This window comes from Nonomuraea sp. NPDC054003 (assembly GCF_055585125.1).
This window is the reverse complement of record NZ_JBVJKR010000002.1, coordinates 498,475-514,191: the sequence shown is the minus strand read 5'-3', so window position 1 is coordinate 514,191 and position 15,717 is coordinate 498,475. Positions and strand designations below refer to the sequence as shown.

Genomic DNA, 15,717 nt, shown 5'->3' with positions numbered 1-15,717 from the left:
TCGTACATTGCCCCCAACGCCGTGTCAGAGGGAGTTGTTTTGACCGAGTCGAGCGACCGACAGGCCGGGCCCGTACAGGCCCGCGAACAGGAACGCCCGGCCCGCCAGCTCGCAGGCCCCTTACGGCTCGGCGTGTGGGTCGTCGGCGGGCTGCTCTCGGCCTACTCGATCGCGGTCGTGTTCTGGCCGGTCGAGGCGTTGCAGCACCGGATGACGTTCCTGGCGGCGGCGCTGCCGCTGGTGTTCCTCTGCTACCGGTCGGGCGCGGCGCAGTCCCTGAGCCGCCTCCGTCACCTCCCCGGCGATCTGCGGCGCCTCGGCCGGCGGCTGGACGGGCCGTTCGCGCACCGCCTGCGCGCCCGCTTCTCCCGGTCCGGGCCGCCCGCCGGGGCGGCGACGCACCCGGACGCCAGGGCGCTCACGTTGGGCGAGGCCCCGACGCTGCCGGAGGTCCGCGCTACGGGGGTCCTCCCGGACGCGCCGACGCTGCGCGACGTCCCGGCCGCCGACCCGCCGAAGGGCGCGAGCCCGTCGGCGGACACGGTGGTCATCGGCGTCTCACCGGACACCCCCTCCCGCCCGGACACCGACCGCCCGGACACCCCTGACGACACGCTGGTCCTCGACCGGACGACCGGGGCGGCGGAGGAGCCCGGTCCGGCGCCGCTCGGGGACACGCTTCCGGTGGAGGTCGGGGCGGAGGGTCCGGTGCGCCGGAAAGGCGAGTGGCCGACCGTCGGTGACTGGCTGCTGGCGCTGGCCTCGCTGGCGGTGCTCGTGTACCCGCTGGCGGACATCGAGTCGTTCCGCGATCGAGGGTCGGGCGCGGCGCTGTCGGAGCTGGACGTGATCGCCGGGATAGGCCTGACCCTGCTCCTGCTGGAGGCGGTGCGCCGCACGGTCGGCGCGGTTCTCTCCATCATTTGCGCCATTTTTCTGGCATATGCCTATTACGGCGCGATGCTGCCCGTCGATTGGACGATCGGCCACCGAGGTCTCGACCTCGACCAGATCGTGTCGCAGCTCTATACGGGCACGGAAGGCTTTTTCGGCGTCCCTCTCCAGGTGGCGGCGAGTTACATCATCCTTTTCACCGTCTACGGCGCGGTCCTCGACTACTCCGGCGCCAGCAGGTTCTTCATCGACCTGAGCTTCTCCGCCTTCCGCAGGTCACGCGCCGCCCCCGGCCGCACCGTGACCACCGCAGGATTCCTGCTCGGCACGGTGTCCGGCTCGGGCGTGGCGACCACCGTGAGCCTGGGCAGCGTGGCCTGGCCGGTGCTGCGGCGGGCCGGCTACCCGAGAGAGCCCGCCGGCGGCATCCTCGCGGCCGCCGGCATCGGCGCCATCCTGTCGCCGCCGACACTCGGCGCGGCGGCGTTCATCATCGCGGAGGTCATGCGGGTCAGCTACCTCCAGGTGCTGATCTACGCGACGATCCCGACGATCCTCTATTACCTGGGCATCCTGCTGGCGATCGAGATCGACTCCCGCCGGTTCGGCACGCACGCCGTGCGGGTGGACACACCCGGCGTCGGCAGGCTGCTGCTGCGCTTCGGCTACCACTTCAGCTCGCTGATCCTGATCGTGGTGCTGATGGCGATGGACCGGTCGGCGTTCCAGTCGGTGGTGATCGCCACCGCGGTCGCGTTCGCCCTGTCGTTCCTGGACCCCGCCCACCGGATGGGCCCGAGGCGGATCGGCCGGGCGCTGGCCAAGGGCACGCTGGAGGTGCTCCCGGTGACCGCGGTGTGCGCGGCGGCGGGCATCATCGTCGGCGTCATCACCCAGACCGGGCTCGGCCTGAACCTGAGCTCGATCATCGTGGACTTCGCCGCGGGCAACCTGATCCTGACCACGGTGATGGCGGCCCTGGCGGTCATGCTGCTCGGCCTGGCGGTGCCGGTGACGGCCAGCTTCATCATCGCAGCGGTGATCATCGCCCCCGCGCTGACGGCTCTCGGCGTGGGGCAGGCCGAGGCGTACATGTTCATCTTCTACTACGCGGTGCTGTCCGAGGTGAGCCCGCCGACCGCGCTGTCGGCGGTCGCGGCCTCCGCCATCACCGGCGGCAACACGTACCGGACCATGATGATGACCTGGCGCTACACGCTGCCGGCCTTCCTCGTGCCGTTCGCGTTCGTGCTCACCCCGCACGGCCAGGCGCTGCTCGGCCAGGGGCCGTTCGGCACCGTGCTGGCCATGACGGCGGTGTCGGCCGTCGCGGTGGCGGCCCTGGCGATGGCCACCGGCGGCCTGGCCGGCGCGCCCGAGCGGCTGCTGGCCGCGGTGGCCGCCGTGCTGCTGCTGTTCCTCGAACCCGTCCCGATCGTCGCGGGCCTGGCCGTGCTGGCCGTCGCGGCAGCCGTCCACCTCATCAGAAGAAGGAGCGTCCCAGCGTGAAGCGGATATTTGCGGTGCTCGCCGTGGCCGGCCTGATCGCGGGCTGCGGAGGCGCCGGCGGAGGCTCGGGCAACCGGCTGTCGATCGCCACCGGCGGCACCACCGGCGTCTACTACGTCTACGGCGGCGGCCTGGCCAAGCAGCTGTCGGCCAACATCGCCGACACCCAGGCCACCGCCTCGGTCACCTCCGCCTCCGTCGAGAACATCAAGCTGCTGGCCACCGGCAAGGCCGACATCGGCTTCTCCCAGGCCGACACGGCCGCCGACGCGGTCAACGGCACCGGCTCGTTCACCGAGAAGCAGCCGGTCAAGGCGCTGGCCCGGATCTACGACAACTACGCGCACGTGGTGGTCGCCCCGGGCGTGCAGGCCGGGAAGGTGGCCGACCTGAAGGGCAAGACGGTCTCGCTCGGCCCGCCGAACTCCGGCACGCAGGTCGTGGCCAGGCGGATGCTGGAGGCGGCCGGGCTCGACCCCGACACCGACATCAGCAAGCAGCAGCTGTCGATCAACGAGTCGGTGCAGGCCGTCAAGGACGGCACCGTCGACGCGTTCTTCTGGGTCGGCGGCCTGCCCACGGCCGGCGTGGTGGACCTGGCCACCAGCAAGCCCGACATCAAGATCATCGACACCGCCGACGTGCTGGCGGAGATGCAGCGCGAGTACGGCGAGCAGTACGTCGGGCTCGACATCGGCCTGGACGTCTACAAGCTCGAAGGCTCCGTGGAGACGGTCGGCATCGCCAACGTGCTGCTGGTGCCCGACACCATGGACGAGCAGCTGGCCTACGACATCACCCGGACGCTGTTCGAGAAGAAGCAGGAGCTGGTCGCGGTCCACCCGGAGGCCGACAAGCTCGACCCGGCGCTGGCCCAGCAGGTGCGGCCGGTCGCCCTGCACCCCGGCGCGGCCCGCTACTTCAAGGAGAAGGGCTGATCCGGCTGGCCCTCTCGCTCGCCGCGGTGCTGGCGCTCGGCTCCGGTGGCGGGCCGGGGCGCCCGGCCGTCAACGGGCTGGTGCTGCCGCCCTCCGGGGCGTTCGCTCTCGCGTACGTCCATTCGGTCTACCGTGCGCCCTCGGCGGAGCTGTTCACCGCCGAGGGCCGCGGCTTCACGATGCGCGCCGTGGTGTCCACCGGCGGCGGCGTGCTCGACTACTACGCGCTCGAAGGGACCCGGTCGCGTACGCCCGAGGGGGCGTGGCTGCTGCGGCTGGCGGCGCCGGCCGCGTACGGCGAGCTGTCGCTGATCGCCACCCCGATCGGGCGCAGGACGCTCGTCGCCGGCGGGCGCTGCCTGCCGCTGCACCCGGCCGGCGGCGCGCGCGAGGTGACGGTGCGGGTCGGCCTGACGCTGGAGGACCGGGGCGTGCCCTGCCCGCCGCCCTACAACCAGTCGTTCTTCTTGAACACCACGTACAGCGCCACCGACACGACGGACACCAGCGCCAGCGACATCCAGAAGCCCACCGCCTGGCCGGAACCGGGGAACGGCACGTTCTGGCCGTAGAAGCCGGTGATGGCGGTGGGCACCGCGATGATGGCCGCCCAGCCGGTGAGCCGTTTCATGATCTGGTTGAGCCGGAAGCCCTGCTGGGCCAGGCGCGTCTCGCGCATGTTGGCCAGCAGGTCGCGCAGCGACTCCAGCAGCTCGGCGGTGCGCTGCACGTGGTCGTAGACGTCCTGGTAGTAGGGCATCATCTGGGAGCCGCGCAGGACGCCCTGGTCGCGGTGGAGCAGGGTGCCGAAGAGCTCCCGCATCGGCATCACGACCTTGCGGAAATGCGCGGAGGTCTTGCGCAGCTCGTACATCTTCCGCTGCACCTCCCTGGCGTCGGCGGGCCGCTCCTCGAACAGCTCCTCCTCCAGGTCCTCGGCCCTTCCGTCCAGGTCGAGCACCAGCTCCAGCTGGCCGTCGACCACCCAGTCGAGCAGGCCGTGCAGCAGGAACAGCACCCCGTTCCCGGCCAGCGCGGGCGCGGCGTCCCAGCGCCGGACCACCTCGTCCAGGTCGACCGCCGGATCCAGCCTGACCGTGACGAGGGCGGTCTCGGTGACGAAGACGTCGATCTCGGCCGGGGCGAACCGGTCGCCGTCGAAGCGCATCGCGTACACGGTGATGAACAGGTGGTTGGCGTAGACGTCGGCCTTGGGGCGCTGGTGGTCGGCGAGCACGTCCTCGACGGCCAGCTCGTGCAGGCCCAGCTCGTCGCCGAGCGCGGTCAGCTCCTCAGGCGTCGGCCGGCACAGGTCGATCCAGATCGCGTTGCGGTGGTCGGACACGTGGTCGGAGACCTCGGCCAGGGGGAAGTTCTCCTTCTCCAGCCGGCCGTCCCGATACAGGCGGGTACGCACCTAAAGCAGTCTGGCAAAGCGCGTGGCGTTCCGCACCGCCGCGCCGCCGGGGTCGTTGTTGAAGTACACGTACGCGTCCCGCCAGCCCGCCTCGCGGACCCGCCCGGCCCAGGTCTTCAGCGCCGCGTCCCCGTACGAGAACCCGTCGGCGGCGCGGCCCTGGTGCAGCCGCACGTACCCCCACGGCGCGGTCCGCCAGAACGGGTTCTGCGGCTGGTTGAGCCGGTCGGCCCAGCACAGGGCGGCCTGGCGGGCCTCCAGGATCGCCCGGGTCTCGCCGGTCCACCACGACTCGTGCCGGAACTCCACGGCCAGCCTGACGTGCCCGGGGAAGCAGCTCAGGCAGCGTTCCAGCCGGCCGGGGTCGGCCCGCAGCGTGGGCGGGAGCTGCAGCAGGATCGGGCCGAGCGTGCCGCCGAGCCCCGACGCGGCCGCCATCAGCCTGGCGACGGGCTCCTCCGGCTCGTCCAGCCGCTTGATGTGGGTGAGGTAGCGGCTGGCCTTGACCGCCATGACGAAGCCGTCCGGGGTGCGCTCGCGCCAGCCGGCGAACGTCTCCGGCTTCGGCAGCCGGTAGAACGCGTTGTTGTTCTCGACCGTGGGGAAGGTCTCCGCGTACGTCTCCAGCCAGCGCCGCTGCGGCACCCCCTCGGGATAGAGGACGCCGCGCCAGTCCGCGTACTGCCACCCCGAGGTGCCCACGAGCGTCGCCATTCCGATGGACTACCCACCCCGTCCACGTGCAGTACTGTCGCACTCGCCGACCGGACGAGGAGGTCTGATCAGGGATGGGCGCCAACCACGCGCACGATCATGCGCACGATCATGCGCACGGCACCGCGGTGCCCGCCTCACGGCGGGCCGTCGTGGCCACGCTGGCCGTTCTGCTGCCGCTGGCGGCCGTCACGCTGGCGGCGCTGGTGCTGCTGTGGCCGGACGGGCGTCCGGAGGCGGCCCAGGAGCAGACCGGGTTCCAGCGGGTGGCCGGCACGATCACCGCGGTGGCGCTGGAGCCGTGCGGTGAGACGCAGCCCGGCGCGCCCGAGCCGCACCCGGCGACCTGCGGCAAGGCGACCGTCACCGTCGGCGAGGGGCGCGACGAGGGCCGCCAGGTCACCCTGTCGCTGCCCAGCGGGCCGGGCTCCCAGCGCTTCACCGCGGGCGACGACGTGGTGCTGCTGCACAACCCGCAGGCCGAGGAGGGCATGCCGGCCTACCAGCTGTCCGACCACGACCGGTCGGCGCCGCTGCTGCTGCTCGGGGCGGCGTTCGCGCTGGCGGTGATCGCGTTCGGGCGCTGGCGGGGGCTGACGGCGCTGCTGGGGCTGGCGATCACGTTCGTGCTGCTGCTCACGTTCGTGATCCCCGGCATCCTGGGCGGCGAGCCGCCGATGCTGGTCGCGATCGTGGGCGCCTCGGCGATCATGCTGTCGGTGCTGTTCCTGACGCACGGGTTCACGCTGGCGACCTCGATGGCGGTGCTCGGCACGCTGGCCAGCCTCGCCGTGACCGGCGTGCTCTCGTACGCGGTGATCGGGGTCGCCAAGCTGAGCGGCATCACCGACGACAGCTCGTTCACCCTCGACATGAGCATGTCCATCGACACGCAGGGGCTGCTGCTGGCGAGCATCATGATCGGCGCGCTGGGGGTCCTGGACGACGTGACGGTCACCCAGTCGGTGACCGTCTCCGAGCTGGCCGCGGCCAACCCGTCCTACGGGTTCCGCCGCCTCTACCGGGCGGGCAGCCGGATCGGCCGGGCGCACATCGCGTCGGTCATCAACACGATCATCCTGGCGTACGCGGGGGCGTCGCTGCCGCTGCTGCTGCTGTTCAGCATCGGCGAGCAGCCGCTGGGCGAGGTGCTGACGACGCCGGTCATCGCCCAGGAGGTGGCCCGCAGCGTGGTGGGCACGCTGGGGCTCATCTCCGCCGTGCCGATCACCACCGCGCTGGCCGCCCTCGTCACCTCCCGCCACGCGAACCCGTCCGGCGCCGCCTCCGGCGAACCGGAGCCCGCGCCCCGGCCCTCCGGAGAGTCCTTCTTCGCCGACGACACCCCGCGGGCTCCCCTTCCCGGGCCGGACGGCCCGTACGGCGACCGGCCGCTCCCCCGCCGCGCCCGCCACCGCCGCGCCGGCTCCTCGCCGTAGAGGGCCGGCTCAGGCGATCTCGGCGCTGCCGTCGACCCGGAGCTTGCGGCGGGCGCGCTCGTAGAAGGTGGTGCCCAGGCGCACCACCTTGGCGGCTCCCGGGCAGGCCGTCACCGTGATCCGGTCGCCGGGGCCGAGGCGGCCCACCACCCTGCCGTCCAGCTCGACGGCGAGCTGCCCGCTGGACGGCAGGAGCTCCAGCCTGACCTCCTCGTCCGCCGGCAGCACCAGCGCCCGGTTGAACGCCGAGTGCGCCGCCGCGGGCACCACCAGCACCGCCTCCACCCGCGGCGAGACCACCGGCCCGCCCGCGGAGAAGCTGTAGGCGGTGGACCCGGTGGAGGTGGCCACGATCACCGCGTCGGCGGCGTAGTTGACGAACGGGTTGCCGGCCGCGGTGACGGTCACCGCCGCCAGCCCGTCGCCGGGAAAGCGCACCAGGGCGATGTCGTTGAACGCCATCAGCTCCTGATTTCCGAGCCTGGTGCGGACCGCCATCCGCGGCTCCACGGTGTGGCGGTTGTGGTCGATCGCCGAGAGCGTCTCCGACAGCTCGGCCACGTCGATCTCGGCGAGGAAGCCCAGCCGCCCCAGGTTGACGCCGAGCACCGGAGTGCCGCGACCGGCGATCAGCCGCATCGTGCGCAGCATCGTGCCGTCGCCGCCCAGGCTCACCACCAGGTCGGCCCGCTCCACCAGCGTCTCGCCGTCGACCGCCACCGCGCTGCAGTCGATCCGCCCCACCTCCTCGGGCAGCCCGAGCACCGTGACGTCACGACCGGCGGCCCAGCCGAGGATGATGTCGATCGCCTCCTTGGAGTCGCGCTGAGGATGCAGCACCAGCCCGACCGTCCCGACCATGCCCATGGGGACACTCTAGGGTCCGCTCGCAACAGGCGGACCGGCGGAAAGGTGGCGCCGAGAGGTCCGTGGCGCATGGTAATGTTTTCCCCGCGGAGCAGAGCGAGAAGCTCGGCCACGCGACAGCACCACGGGATGTAGCGCAGCTTGGTAGCGCACTTGACTGGGGGTCAAGGGGTCGCAGGTTCAAATCCTGTCATCCCGACGTTAAAGCCCTGATGGGGAGCGATTCTCATCAGGGCTTCGTCGTCTCTGGCGCCGCGACGTCGGCGAGATCGTCCGCACCCGCCGGCGCCGGTGGTTCTCTTGCGCGTCCGCACGTCATGCCCGGAGGTGGCCCATGGGGCGCAGGCCGACGATCGACCGCGACGAGCTGGCCAGGCTGGTCGCCCGCGGGCTGAGCGTGCAGGAGCTGGCCGCCCATTTCGGGGTGAGCGAGTCCGGGGTGCTGCAGGCCAAGCGGGCCGCGGGGCTGGCCAAGCCGATGCTCGACCACAGCCGGGCGCTGCCGTGGAAGCTGGAGCGCGCCCACTCCCAGTCCGGCCCCGCCACCAACCTGCGCAACCTGTCGGCGGCGGCGCAGGGCAGGCCGCCCGCGCCCGAGCGGCTCAACACCGCGCTGCGGTGGGCCAAGCGGCTGGTCGACGCCGGGCTCGACGTCGGCTACGACCCGGCTACCGGCTTCGTGGAGATCCCTGCGGCCCCTGGCGGCTCCCACGTCGCAGCCGTGCTGGAAGCCGCCAGAAAGGCCCTGGAAGAGGGCTGAAGGCGGCGTTTCACCGGCGCTTCGCTGGGCAGTTCGCGGTCTCAACAGAAGAGACCGGAGGCGAACAATATGGACACCTTGATCTGGGTGGCCCTCGTCGTGGTCGCGATCGCGGCGGTCGCCGCGGTGGCCTACGTGGTCGTGCAGCAACAGCGCCGCAGCCGGTTGCGCGACCGTTTCGGCCCCGAGTACGAGCGCACGATGGCCGAGCACGACAGCAAGCGCGAGGCCGAGCAGGAGCTGATCGCCCGCGAGCAGCGCCACGCCGAGCTGGACATCAAGCCGCTTCCCGAACAGTCACGTGACGACTACGCCAACCGGTGGGCCGAGGTGCAGGAGCGCTTCGTGGACGCCCCCGAATCCGCCGTGGCGGAGGCCGACCAGCTGGTGACGGCGGTCATGGCCGAGCGCGGCTACCCGACGGAGGACTTCCGCCAGCGGATCGCCGACCTGTCGGTGGGGCACGCCGAGACGCTGACCCACTACCGGAAGGCGCACGACATCAGCGAGCGCGCGACCCGCAAGGAGGCCTCGACCGAGGACCTGCGCCAGGCGATGGTCCACTATCGCGCGCTCTTCGAGGAATTACTGCACGAGACGACCCGAGGACGGTGACGGGTATGAACGACGAGCTGAACGTGCCGTCGCAGCGCTCCGACCAGCAGGTACGGAACGACCGCGACGACGAGTACACCACGGACGACAAGGCCGGCGGCACCCACCGGGAGCCGTACGGCAGGAATGACGAGGACGTGCTGGTCGTGTCCGACAGGCAGACCACCGATGACACCGGCCCCCACCCGGCGCCCGGTGACCCGGACCCGCTCCATGACGGGACGGCGCACGCCGACCCGCTCCATGACGGGACGGCGCACGCCGACCCGCTCCATGACGCGACCCGGGATCCCGACCCCGACTCCCCGTATGACGGACCGCACGACACGGTGACGGCGACCGAGCAGGTGACCGCGGCCGGCCCCGGGCCCGCCCAGCCCGCCGAGGATCCACCCTCGCACGCCGCTCCCCAGGCGTTCCCCCTGTTCGAGCAGGACCCCGACGAGGTGCAGTCACGCTGGCGGGACGTGCAGGCCTCCTTCGTCGACGACCCGGCGGAAGCGGTCCACCGCGCCGACGGGCTCGTGGGCGAGGTCGTCGACTCGCTGACGAACGCGTTGCGGTCCCGTACGGGAGAGCTGCGCGAGCGCTGGAAGAGCGACGGCGGCGACGACACCGAGCGGCTCCGGCAGGCACTCCGCGAGTACCGGGGCGTACTGGAGGGACTGCTCGCCATGTCAGGCCGGGACAACCCGGCGTCGTCCAGCAAGACCACGGTGTAGGAGGAGGATCACATGCTCGCGATAGTCGCCGCGATCGTCTTCGGTTTAGGTTTCCTCCTGGACCTGCTGGACACGCAGATCGCCGGAAGCATCTCCGGCACCACGTTCATGCTGCTGGGCCTGACGCTGCTGGCGCTGCACCAGGCCGGCATCGGCACGGCGAGCGTGAAGAGCTACGGAGGCTGGCGCGGCCGTAGCCGGCGCTAGCCGATCAGGACAAGCGGCCGCGCCCGGCGTACTCGATACGCCGGGCGCGGCTCTTTGCACGTGGGCCAGTCGGCGGCTGATATCAGCTCTTGCCCGGAAACCTCATGGTCACCGTGCTTCCGCCGCCGATGTGAAGGGTCAGGTCGGACGACAGCAACCGGGCCACCCACAGCCCCATGCCGCCCACCGAGCCGGGCAGCGGGCCCGGCTTCCAGGTGCCGTCGTCGTGCACCTCGATCACGATGTCCCCGGAGTCGGACCAGAGGCGCACCCGCGCCGCGTCGTCCCCGTGGGTGACCGCGTTGGTGGCCACCTCGTTGACGGCGATGACGAAGTCGTCCACGGCCTCATGGCGCATGCCGAGCTCTCGTGCCCCGGACGCGGCGAACTCCCGGACCTGCGGCAGGTCCGGGAGCCGGAAATGAAGCCTGCGCACGCGCGCGCCGGGTGGCGGGCCCGGTGAGCCCGCCTGAGGATGGATGTCCTCTGTCATCACCCGGCGTTCCCCCTTAACCGACGGTCAGCTCTGCGCGCAGCTGGTCGAGGACCTTGCGGAGAATCCTGGAGACGTGCATCTGCGAGATGCCGAACTCCGCGGCGATCTCTGCCTGGGTCATGTTGCCGAAGAACCGCAGCAGCAGGATGTGCTTCTCGCGCGAGGGGAGCGCGTCGATGAGCGGCTTGACGGCTTCGCGGTCGACCATGGTGCTGAGCGTGTCGTCGTCCTCGGGGATGACGTCGCCGAGGGAGGCGGCGTCGTCATCGGTGCCGAGCGGCGCGTCCAGCGAGAGCGTGCTGTAGGCGGCGGAGGCGTCGAGCGTGAGCAGGACGTCCTCCTCGGAGATCTTCATCTTCGCGGCCAGCTCGGCGACGGTCGGCGAGCGGCCGAGGTCCTGGCTGAGGTCGGCGACGAGCCGGTTCAGCTCGGAGCGGCGTTCCTGGTAGAGGCGGGGCACCCGGATCGCCCAGGTGCGGTCGCGGAAGTGACGCTTGACCTCCCCGGTCATGGTGACGACGGCGTAGCCCCTGAAGGCGTGGCCGAGCGAGGGGTCGAAGCCGTTGATGGCCTTCATGAGCCCGACGTACGCCGCCTGGAGGAGGTCCTCCAGCGGCTCGCCGCGGTAGCGGTAGCGCCGGGCGATCTCCATCGCCAGCGGCCGGTGCATCTCCACGATGCGCTCGCGAAGCCGTTCTCTGAGACTGTCGGGGGTTCCTTCCCCGACCATCTCGGCCAGGAGCTCTTCGGCGGTCATCTCTTCGAGGACGAGTTCCTGCACAGCCATCGCTGCTCCTCTATGGGGTGGCAGGCGGCCTCTGTAACAGGAAAAGCCCATACAGAGGCACGCCTCGCTCAACGTTCGAGACGAAAGCCCTCTGCTGGACTTCGGACACCAGTATGCCCTACTCCCGAAGGAGTATTCCTCTCTACTTCAGTGACAGTAAGGTTGCCCCGTGACAGTGCCCGAGAACGGCGAGGGGTCCACGGCCGCCCTGAGCCTGACGTCGTCCACCGTTGACGAGATTGCCGTGATCAGGGTCGACGGTGTGCTCGACGCCACGACGCGCGAGCAGTTCGCGGACTACCTCTCCCTGGCGGGGCCGGACCTGATACTCGACCTGGCCGGGGTGACGTTCATGGACTCGCGAGCGCTGGGGCTGATCGTCCATCACTGGCAGACCAGCCTCACCTCGGGCGCGAAGTTCGCGCTCATCGGCGTCGAGTACGCCAAGTCCAAGGTGATGTGGATCACCGGCCTGGCGCAGCGGCTGCCGATCTACGACACCCTCGACGACGCCCTGGCGGCGATCGGCTAGCGGCGGCGGTTCTTGCGCTGGTGCTCCTCGACCAGGAGCCTGGCCAGGTCGGCCACCTTGACCTGGTGGTGCTGGGAGATCCTGCGCAGTTCGTCGAAGGCGGCCTCGGCGGTGCATCCGCTGGTCTGCATGATGATGCCCTTGGCCTGGTCGATGAGGGCGCGCCCGGCCAGGGCCTCCTGGAGCTGGGCGGCGTCCGTACGGACCTCGTCGAAGTCCGACATGTTGGCCATGGCGACGCCGACCTGCTCGGTCAGCATCTCCGCCAGCGACTGCGCCCCCTGCGGCGAGAACGCGTCGCGCCGCACCGAGTAGAGGCCGACGACCAGCAGCGCGGGCGGCACCTTGATGGGCACGGCGAGCACCGAGCGGACCCCGCAGCGGGTGGCCAGGGCGGCGTAGCGCGGCCAGCGGGTGTCGGTGAGCACGTCGGCGACGGCCACCCGGGCGCCGGTCTGGCGGGCCTCGGTGGAGGGGCCCTCGCCGATCTCACGCTCGCCCTCGACGAGGGTGATCAGTTCGCTGTGCGAGCCGGAGGTGAGGACACGCCGGTCGCGCCAGTGTTCGGCCGACCCGCCCGAGCATCCGGGGACACCCGCCGCGAGCGCGGTGGTCAGGCCGCGCAGCACGGTCTCGGTGGAGGTGTCCTCTCCCAGTCTGCCCAGCGTCGCCAGGTCGCGGGCCAGCCCAGGGGTGATCATCGCGGTGGATTCCATAGCAGCAAGCATCTACCCCTTATGGCTACCATTATCCCGGGTGGCGTAGCGTCGGAGGGTGAGCATGCCGGACCTCGAACACGCCTTGGACGCGCTGACCGGGCGGGTCTCGTCGTTGCGTGAGGCGAGGGCGGCCTACCCCTCGGACCTCGCGCCCACTCTGGACGCCGCCCTGGCGGAGCTCGACACCGCCGTGGAGCTGCTGGCCGAGGCGCGCGAGCAGCTCAGCAGGGGGCCCAGGAGGCAGTCCGGCAAGAAGGACGGCTCCCAGCGGGAGCTGAAGCTGCTGCGGCAGGTGTTCCGGGCCTTTCCCGTGCCGGTCATCGTGCTCGACGGCGGCGGTACGGTCCGGCGGATCAATCCCGAGACCTCGCGGCTGCTGGGCAGCCCCGACGGCTATCTCGTGGGCCGATCCTTCCCGCTGCTGGTGGACGTGTCGAGGCGGGCGGCGTTCCGGTCCCATCTGACGGCGGTGCTGAGCACCGGCCAGCCGGCCGCGTTCGAGACCAGGCTCGCCCACCAGGGGCGCACGCATCTCGTGCAACTGGCCATGGCGCGGCTCACCATGCCGGGCGAGCCGCAGCAGATGGTGGCGGTGGTGGCGCTGCCGATCGAGGTGCAGCTGCCCGAGCCGGGCGACAGGCGGCCGGAGGAGGCCGACGGCACGGCGCTGCTGGCGGCGGCCAGGCGGCAGGACCTGCTGTCCAGGATGGCCGCCCTGCTCCTGGACGAGGAGGCGCTGCGCCGGCCGGTGGCGCTGCCGCGCGCCACCCGGCTGCTGGCGGCCGAGTGGGCCGACTGGGTGGTGGCCGACGTCGTGCGCGACGGGCTGCCGCGGCGCTCGATCGTGATGGGGCCGAAGAACCTGCCGGTCAACGAGGTGATCCGGCAGGTGGAGTCGAGCGACCCGGCCGGCGCCCAGGTGGTCGCCCAGGTGCTGGAGCGCGGCTCCGGCGTGGTGTTCGAGATGGTCGACGACGAGTCGCTGCTCGGCTTCTGCGCCGACGGGCCGGTGCTGACGGCGATGGGCGCGGGCTCGCTGCTGTGCGTGCCGATCGGCGGCGGCGACGGGGTGCTGACGCTGGTGCGCACGCACGACCGCCAGCCGTTCACGCTGGCCGACCTGAGCGTCATGCAGGAGGTGGGGCTGCAGCTCGGCATGGCGGTACGCGCCCAGAACAGCTTCCAGAGCCGCTCGCGGGCGGCCGACGCGCTGACGGCCAGCGTGGTCCCGCGGAGCCTGCCCAACGTGCCCGGCTACGAGGCGGCGGCCGTCTACCACCCCGGCTCGTCGGTGGGCGCGGAGTTCTACGACGTGTTCCCGCTCCCCGGCGGCTGGGGGTTCGCCCTGGGCGGCGCGGCGGGCAAGGGCGAGGAGGCCGCGTCGGTCAGCGCGATGGTGCGCGGCGGGCTGCGGGTGCTGAGCGTCTGGGAGCAGGACCCGGACCCGGTGGTGCGCAAGGTGAACGAGGCGCTGGTGAAGCAGAGCACCGGCCTGTTCGTGATGGCGGTGGCAGGGTTCGTGAAGGGCCGCAGGATCCGCATGTCGTCGGCCGGCCATCATCCGGCCGCGCTGGTGCAGCCCGACGGCTACGTGCGCTTCACGGCGGGCGGCGGGGTGCCGCTGGGCATCGCGGCCGAGGCGGAGACCTGCACCGAGGAGATCACGCTCGGCGTGGGCGAGACGATGGTGCTCTACTCAGAAGGGCTCATCTCGTCCAGGAACGACAAGGGCGAGCCGTACGGCGAGGAGCGGCTGGCCGACGTGCTGAGCAGATGCGCAGGTCAGGCGCCGTCGGCCGTGGTCAAGGCCATCGAGGCCGACCGCAACACGTTCTCCGGCGGGCAGGTGTGGGACGAGATCGTGGTCCTCGCTCTTCGAGGCGTCTGATTGGCATGGGTTTGCGAACACCGGGAATACGGGTATTGTCGGCTTAGACACAGACGTGCCTAAGACGCAGGCACACCTTGAAAGCTTTTTTCACGCTGAGGTGTGCCATGAATATCGCGATCGTCGCTTCTGGTTCCGGCAACAAGCGCCACCACATTCTCTCCGTAGCCCGCGAGCTCGGGCGCGATCACCACGTCACCATCTATTCCCGCCGTAACAGTGATGAGGGCAAGCCCAAGACGCGGGTGGCCCCGGGTGTCACGGTGGAACACATCGACGTGGGCCCGGCTCGTGACCTCAGCCCGGCCGATGTGGTGCCCTATCTGAACGACGTCGGCGAGTATCTGAGCAAGCGGTGGCGGCAGGACCGCCCCGACGTGATCCACGCGCACTCCTGGACCAGCGGCCTGGCCGCCGTCACGGGCTCCAAGGACCTGGACGTTCCGGTGACGCACACCTTCCACACCGTGGATCCCGCGCGTCTGCCCCTGGAACGGGCACTCGGCCGCCGCGCCAGGGCCGTCATCGCCGGCTCGGGCGACGAGGAGTCGGCGTTGATCCGGATCGGCGTGCCGCGCAACCACATCGCCGTGGTGCCGTACGGGGTCGACACCGAGCGCTTCCACCGCCGGGGCGTCACCGCCTCGCGCGGCACCAGCAAGCGGCTCCTGCACGTGGGCCCGCTCACCAGTGACCGCGGCGCGCAGACCATCGTGCGGGCCCTGCAGGGGCTTCCCGACGTCGAGCTCGTGCTGGCCGGCGGGCCCGCGCCCGAACTGCTCGACGAGGACGCGGACGTGCGCCGGCTGCGCGCGCTGGCCGAGCAGCTCGGCGTGGCGTCCCAGGTGACCCTGCTCGGCCAGGTCAAGCGGGCGGCGGTGCCCAAGCTCATGCGCAGCGCCGACGCGGTCGTGACGGTGCCGCGCGAGGCGCCGACCGGCATCGTGGCGCTGGAGGCGATGGCCTGCGGCGTGCCGGTGATCGCCTCGTCCGTCGGTGCCCACCTCGACTCCGTCATCGACGGCGTCACCGGGCTGCTGGTGCCGCCGGACCGCCCGTCGCGCACCGCCAGGCTGGCCCGCGAGCTGCTCACCGACCCCACGCTGCGCACCGCGCTCGGCTACGCCGGCGCCGACCGCGCCCGCTCCCGCTACTCGTGGGAGCGCGTCAGCCAGGAGCTGGTCCGGGTGTACGAGGCCGCCTGCGCCTGACC

General features: G+C 71.4%; 16 protein-coding genes and 1 tRNA gene. 11 read left to right on the top strand and 6 right to left on the bottom strand.

The features are described from left to right. The first annotated feature begins 39 nt into the window (after positions 1-39). Both ACZ6YG_RS06580 and ACZ6YG_RS06575 read left to right on the top strand, forming a co-directional pair. Positions 40-2,403, top strand: coding sequence for a TRAP transporter permease (locus ACZ6YG_RS06580; RefSeq protein WP_466017379.1), 2,364 nt, complete (start codon positions 40-42; stop codon positions 2,401-2,403). Beyond that, positions 2,400-3,341 (top strand): TAXI family TRAP transporter solute-binding subunit, encoded by a 942-nt coding sequence (locus tag ACZ6YG_RS06575; RefSeq protein ID WP_148032536.1) that lies wholly within the window; start codon positions 2,400-2,402, stop codon positions 3,339-3,341. Before ACZ6YG_RS06580 ends, ACZ6YG_RS06575 begins: the two co-directional genes overlap by 4 nt. Before the next feature lie 448 nt (positions 3,342-3,789). Here the strand turns inward: ACZ6YG_RS06575 and ACZ6YG_RS06570 are convergent, their stop codons facing one another. Then, positions 3,790-4,758: a magnesium transporter CorA family protein gene (locus ACZ6YG_RS06570; RefSeq protein ID WP_219544483.1), complete on the bottom strand. Its 969-nt coding sequence runs from the start codon at positions 4,756-4,758 to the stop codon at positions 3,790-3,792. Then, complete coding sequence (locus ACZ6YG_RS06565; RefSeq protein WP_148032538.1) at positions 4,759-5,472, bottom strand: DUF72 domain-containing protein; 714 nt, start codon at positions 5,470-5,472, stop codon at positions 4,759-4,761. Between the two features lie 74 nt (positions 5,473-5,546). On the opposite strand from ACZ6YG_RS06565, the gene ACZ6YG_RS06560 reads away from it, so the two are divergent. Beyond that, on the top strand, positions 5,547-6,911 hold the full coding sequence (locus tag ACZ6YG_RS06560) for a YibE/F family protein (RefSeq protein ID WP_466017378.1): 1,365 nt from the start codon (positions 5,547-5,549) through the stop codon (positions 6,909-6,911). Positions 6,912-6,920: 9 nt separating this feature from the next. Here ACZ6YG_RS06560 and ACZ6YG_RS06555 read toward each other — a convergent pair whose 3' ends face one another. Further along, entirely contained in the window at positions 6,921-7,778 is an 858-nt protein-coding gene (locus tag ACZ6YG_RS06555) for an NAD(+)/NADH kinase (protein ID WP_271279265.1), read from the bottom strand. Between the two features lie 125 nt (positions 7,779-7,903). Between ACZ6YG_RS06555 and ACZ6YG_RS06550 the strand changes: the two genes are divergently transcribed. The 5 genes from ACZ6YG_RS06550 (at position 7,904) to ACZ6YG_RS06530 (ending at position 10,082) form a co-directional block, all read left to right on the top strand. Further along, a tRNA-Pro gene (locus ACZ6YG_RS06550) sits at positions 7,904-7,977 on the top strand. A 135-nt stretch (positions 7,978-8,112) separates the two neighbouring features. Beyond that, the gene (locus tag ACZ6YG_RS06545; RefSeq protein ID WP_466017377.1) at positions 8,113-8,538 is read left to right on the top strand and encodes a hypothetical protein; all 426 of its coding nucleotides are present in this window, start codon (positions 8,113-8,115) and stop codon (positions 8,536-8,538) included. A gap of 69 nt (positions 8,539-8,607) precedes the next feature. Beyond that, positions 8,608-9,153, top strand: a complete 546-nt coding sequence (locus tag ACZ6YG_RS06540; RefSeq protein ID WP_148032542.1) for a hypothetical protein — start codon at positions 8,608-8,610, stop codon at positions 9,151-9,153. Positions 9,154-9,158: 5 nt separating this feature from the next. After that, positions 9,159-9,875, top strand: a complete 717-nt coding sequence (locus ACZ6YG_RS06535) for a hypothetical protein (protein ID WP_466017376.1) — start codon at positions 9,159-9,161, stop codon at positions 9,873-9,875. A 12-nt stretch (positions 9,876-9,887) separates the two neighbouring features. After that, positions 9,888-10,082, top strand: a complete 195-nt coding sequence (locus tag ACZ6YG_RS06530; protein ID WP_148032544.1) for a hypothetical protein — start codon at positions 9,888-9,890, stop codon at positions 10,080-10,082. An 82-nt stretch (positions 10,083-10,164) separates the two neighbouring features. Here the strand turns inward: ACZ6YG_RS06530 and ACZ6YG_RS06525 are convergent, their stop codons facing one another. Further along, positions 10,165-10,518, bottom strand: coding sequence for an ATP-binding protein (locus tag ACZ6YG_RS06525; protein ID WP_261808649.1), 354 nt, complete (start codon positions 10,516-10,518; stop codon positions 10,165-10,167). Positions 10,519-10,591: 73 nt separating this feature from the next. Beyond that, positions 10,592-11,365 carry a SigB/SigF/SigG family RNA polymerase sigma factor gene (locus tag ACZ6YG_RS06520; protein ID WP_148032546.1) on the bottom strand — a complete coding sequence of 258 codons (774 nt, stop codon included), beginning with the start codon at positions 11,363-11,365 and terminating at the stop codon, positions 10,592-10,594. A 169-nt stretch (positions 11,366-11,534) separates the two neighbouring features. Between ACZ6YG_RS06520 and ACZ6YG_RS06515 the strand changes: the two genes are divergently transcribed. Then, positions 11,535-11,897 (top strand): STAS domain-containing protein, encoded by a 363-nt coding sequence (locus tag ACZ6YG_RS06515; RefSeq protein WP_466017375.1) that lies wholly within the window; start codon positions 11,535-11,537, stop codon positions 11,895-11,897. On the opposite strand, the gene ACZ6YG_RS06510 is transcribed toward ACZ6YG_RS06515, so the two are convergent. Continuing rightward, positions 11,894-12,613 (bottom strand): ANTAR domain-containing response regulator, encoded by a 720-nt coding sequence (locus ACZ6YG_RS06510; protein ID WP_148032547.1) that lies wholly within the window; start codon positions 12,611-12,613, stop codon positions 11,894-11,896. The genes ACZ6YG_RS06515 and ACZ6YG_RS06510 overlap by 4 nt on opposite strands. A 64-nt stretch (positions 12,614-12,677) precedes the next feature. Between ACZ6YG_RS06510 and ACZ6YG_RS06505 the strand changes: the two genes are divergently transcribed. After that, positions 12,678-14,504, top strand: a complete 1,827-nt coding sequence (locus ACZ6YG_RS06505; protein ID WP_466017472.1) for a PP2C family protein-serine/threonine phosphatase — start codon at positions 12,678-12,680, stop codon at positions 14,502-14,504. A gap of 107 nt (positions 14,505-14,611) precedes the next feature. Further along, complete coding sequence (locus tag ACZ6YG_RS06500) at positions 14,612-15,715, top strand: glycosyltransferase (RefSeq protein WP_148032548.1); 1,104 nt, start codon at positions 14,612-14,614, stop codon at positions 15,713-15,715. The last annotated feature ends 2 nt before the right edge of the window (positions 15,716-15,717 follow it).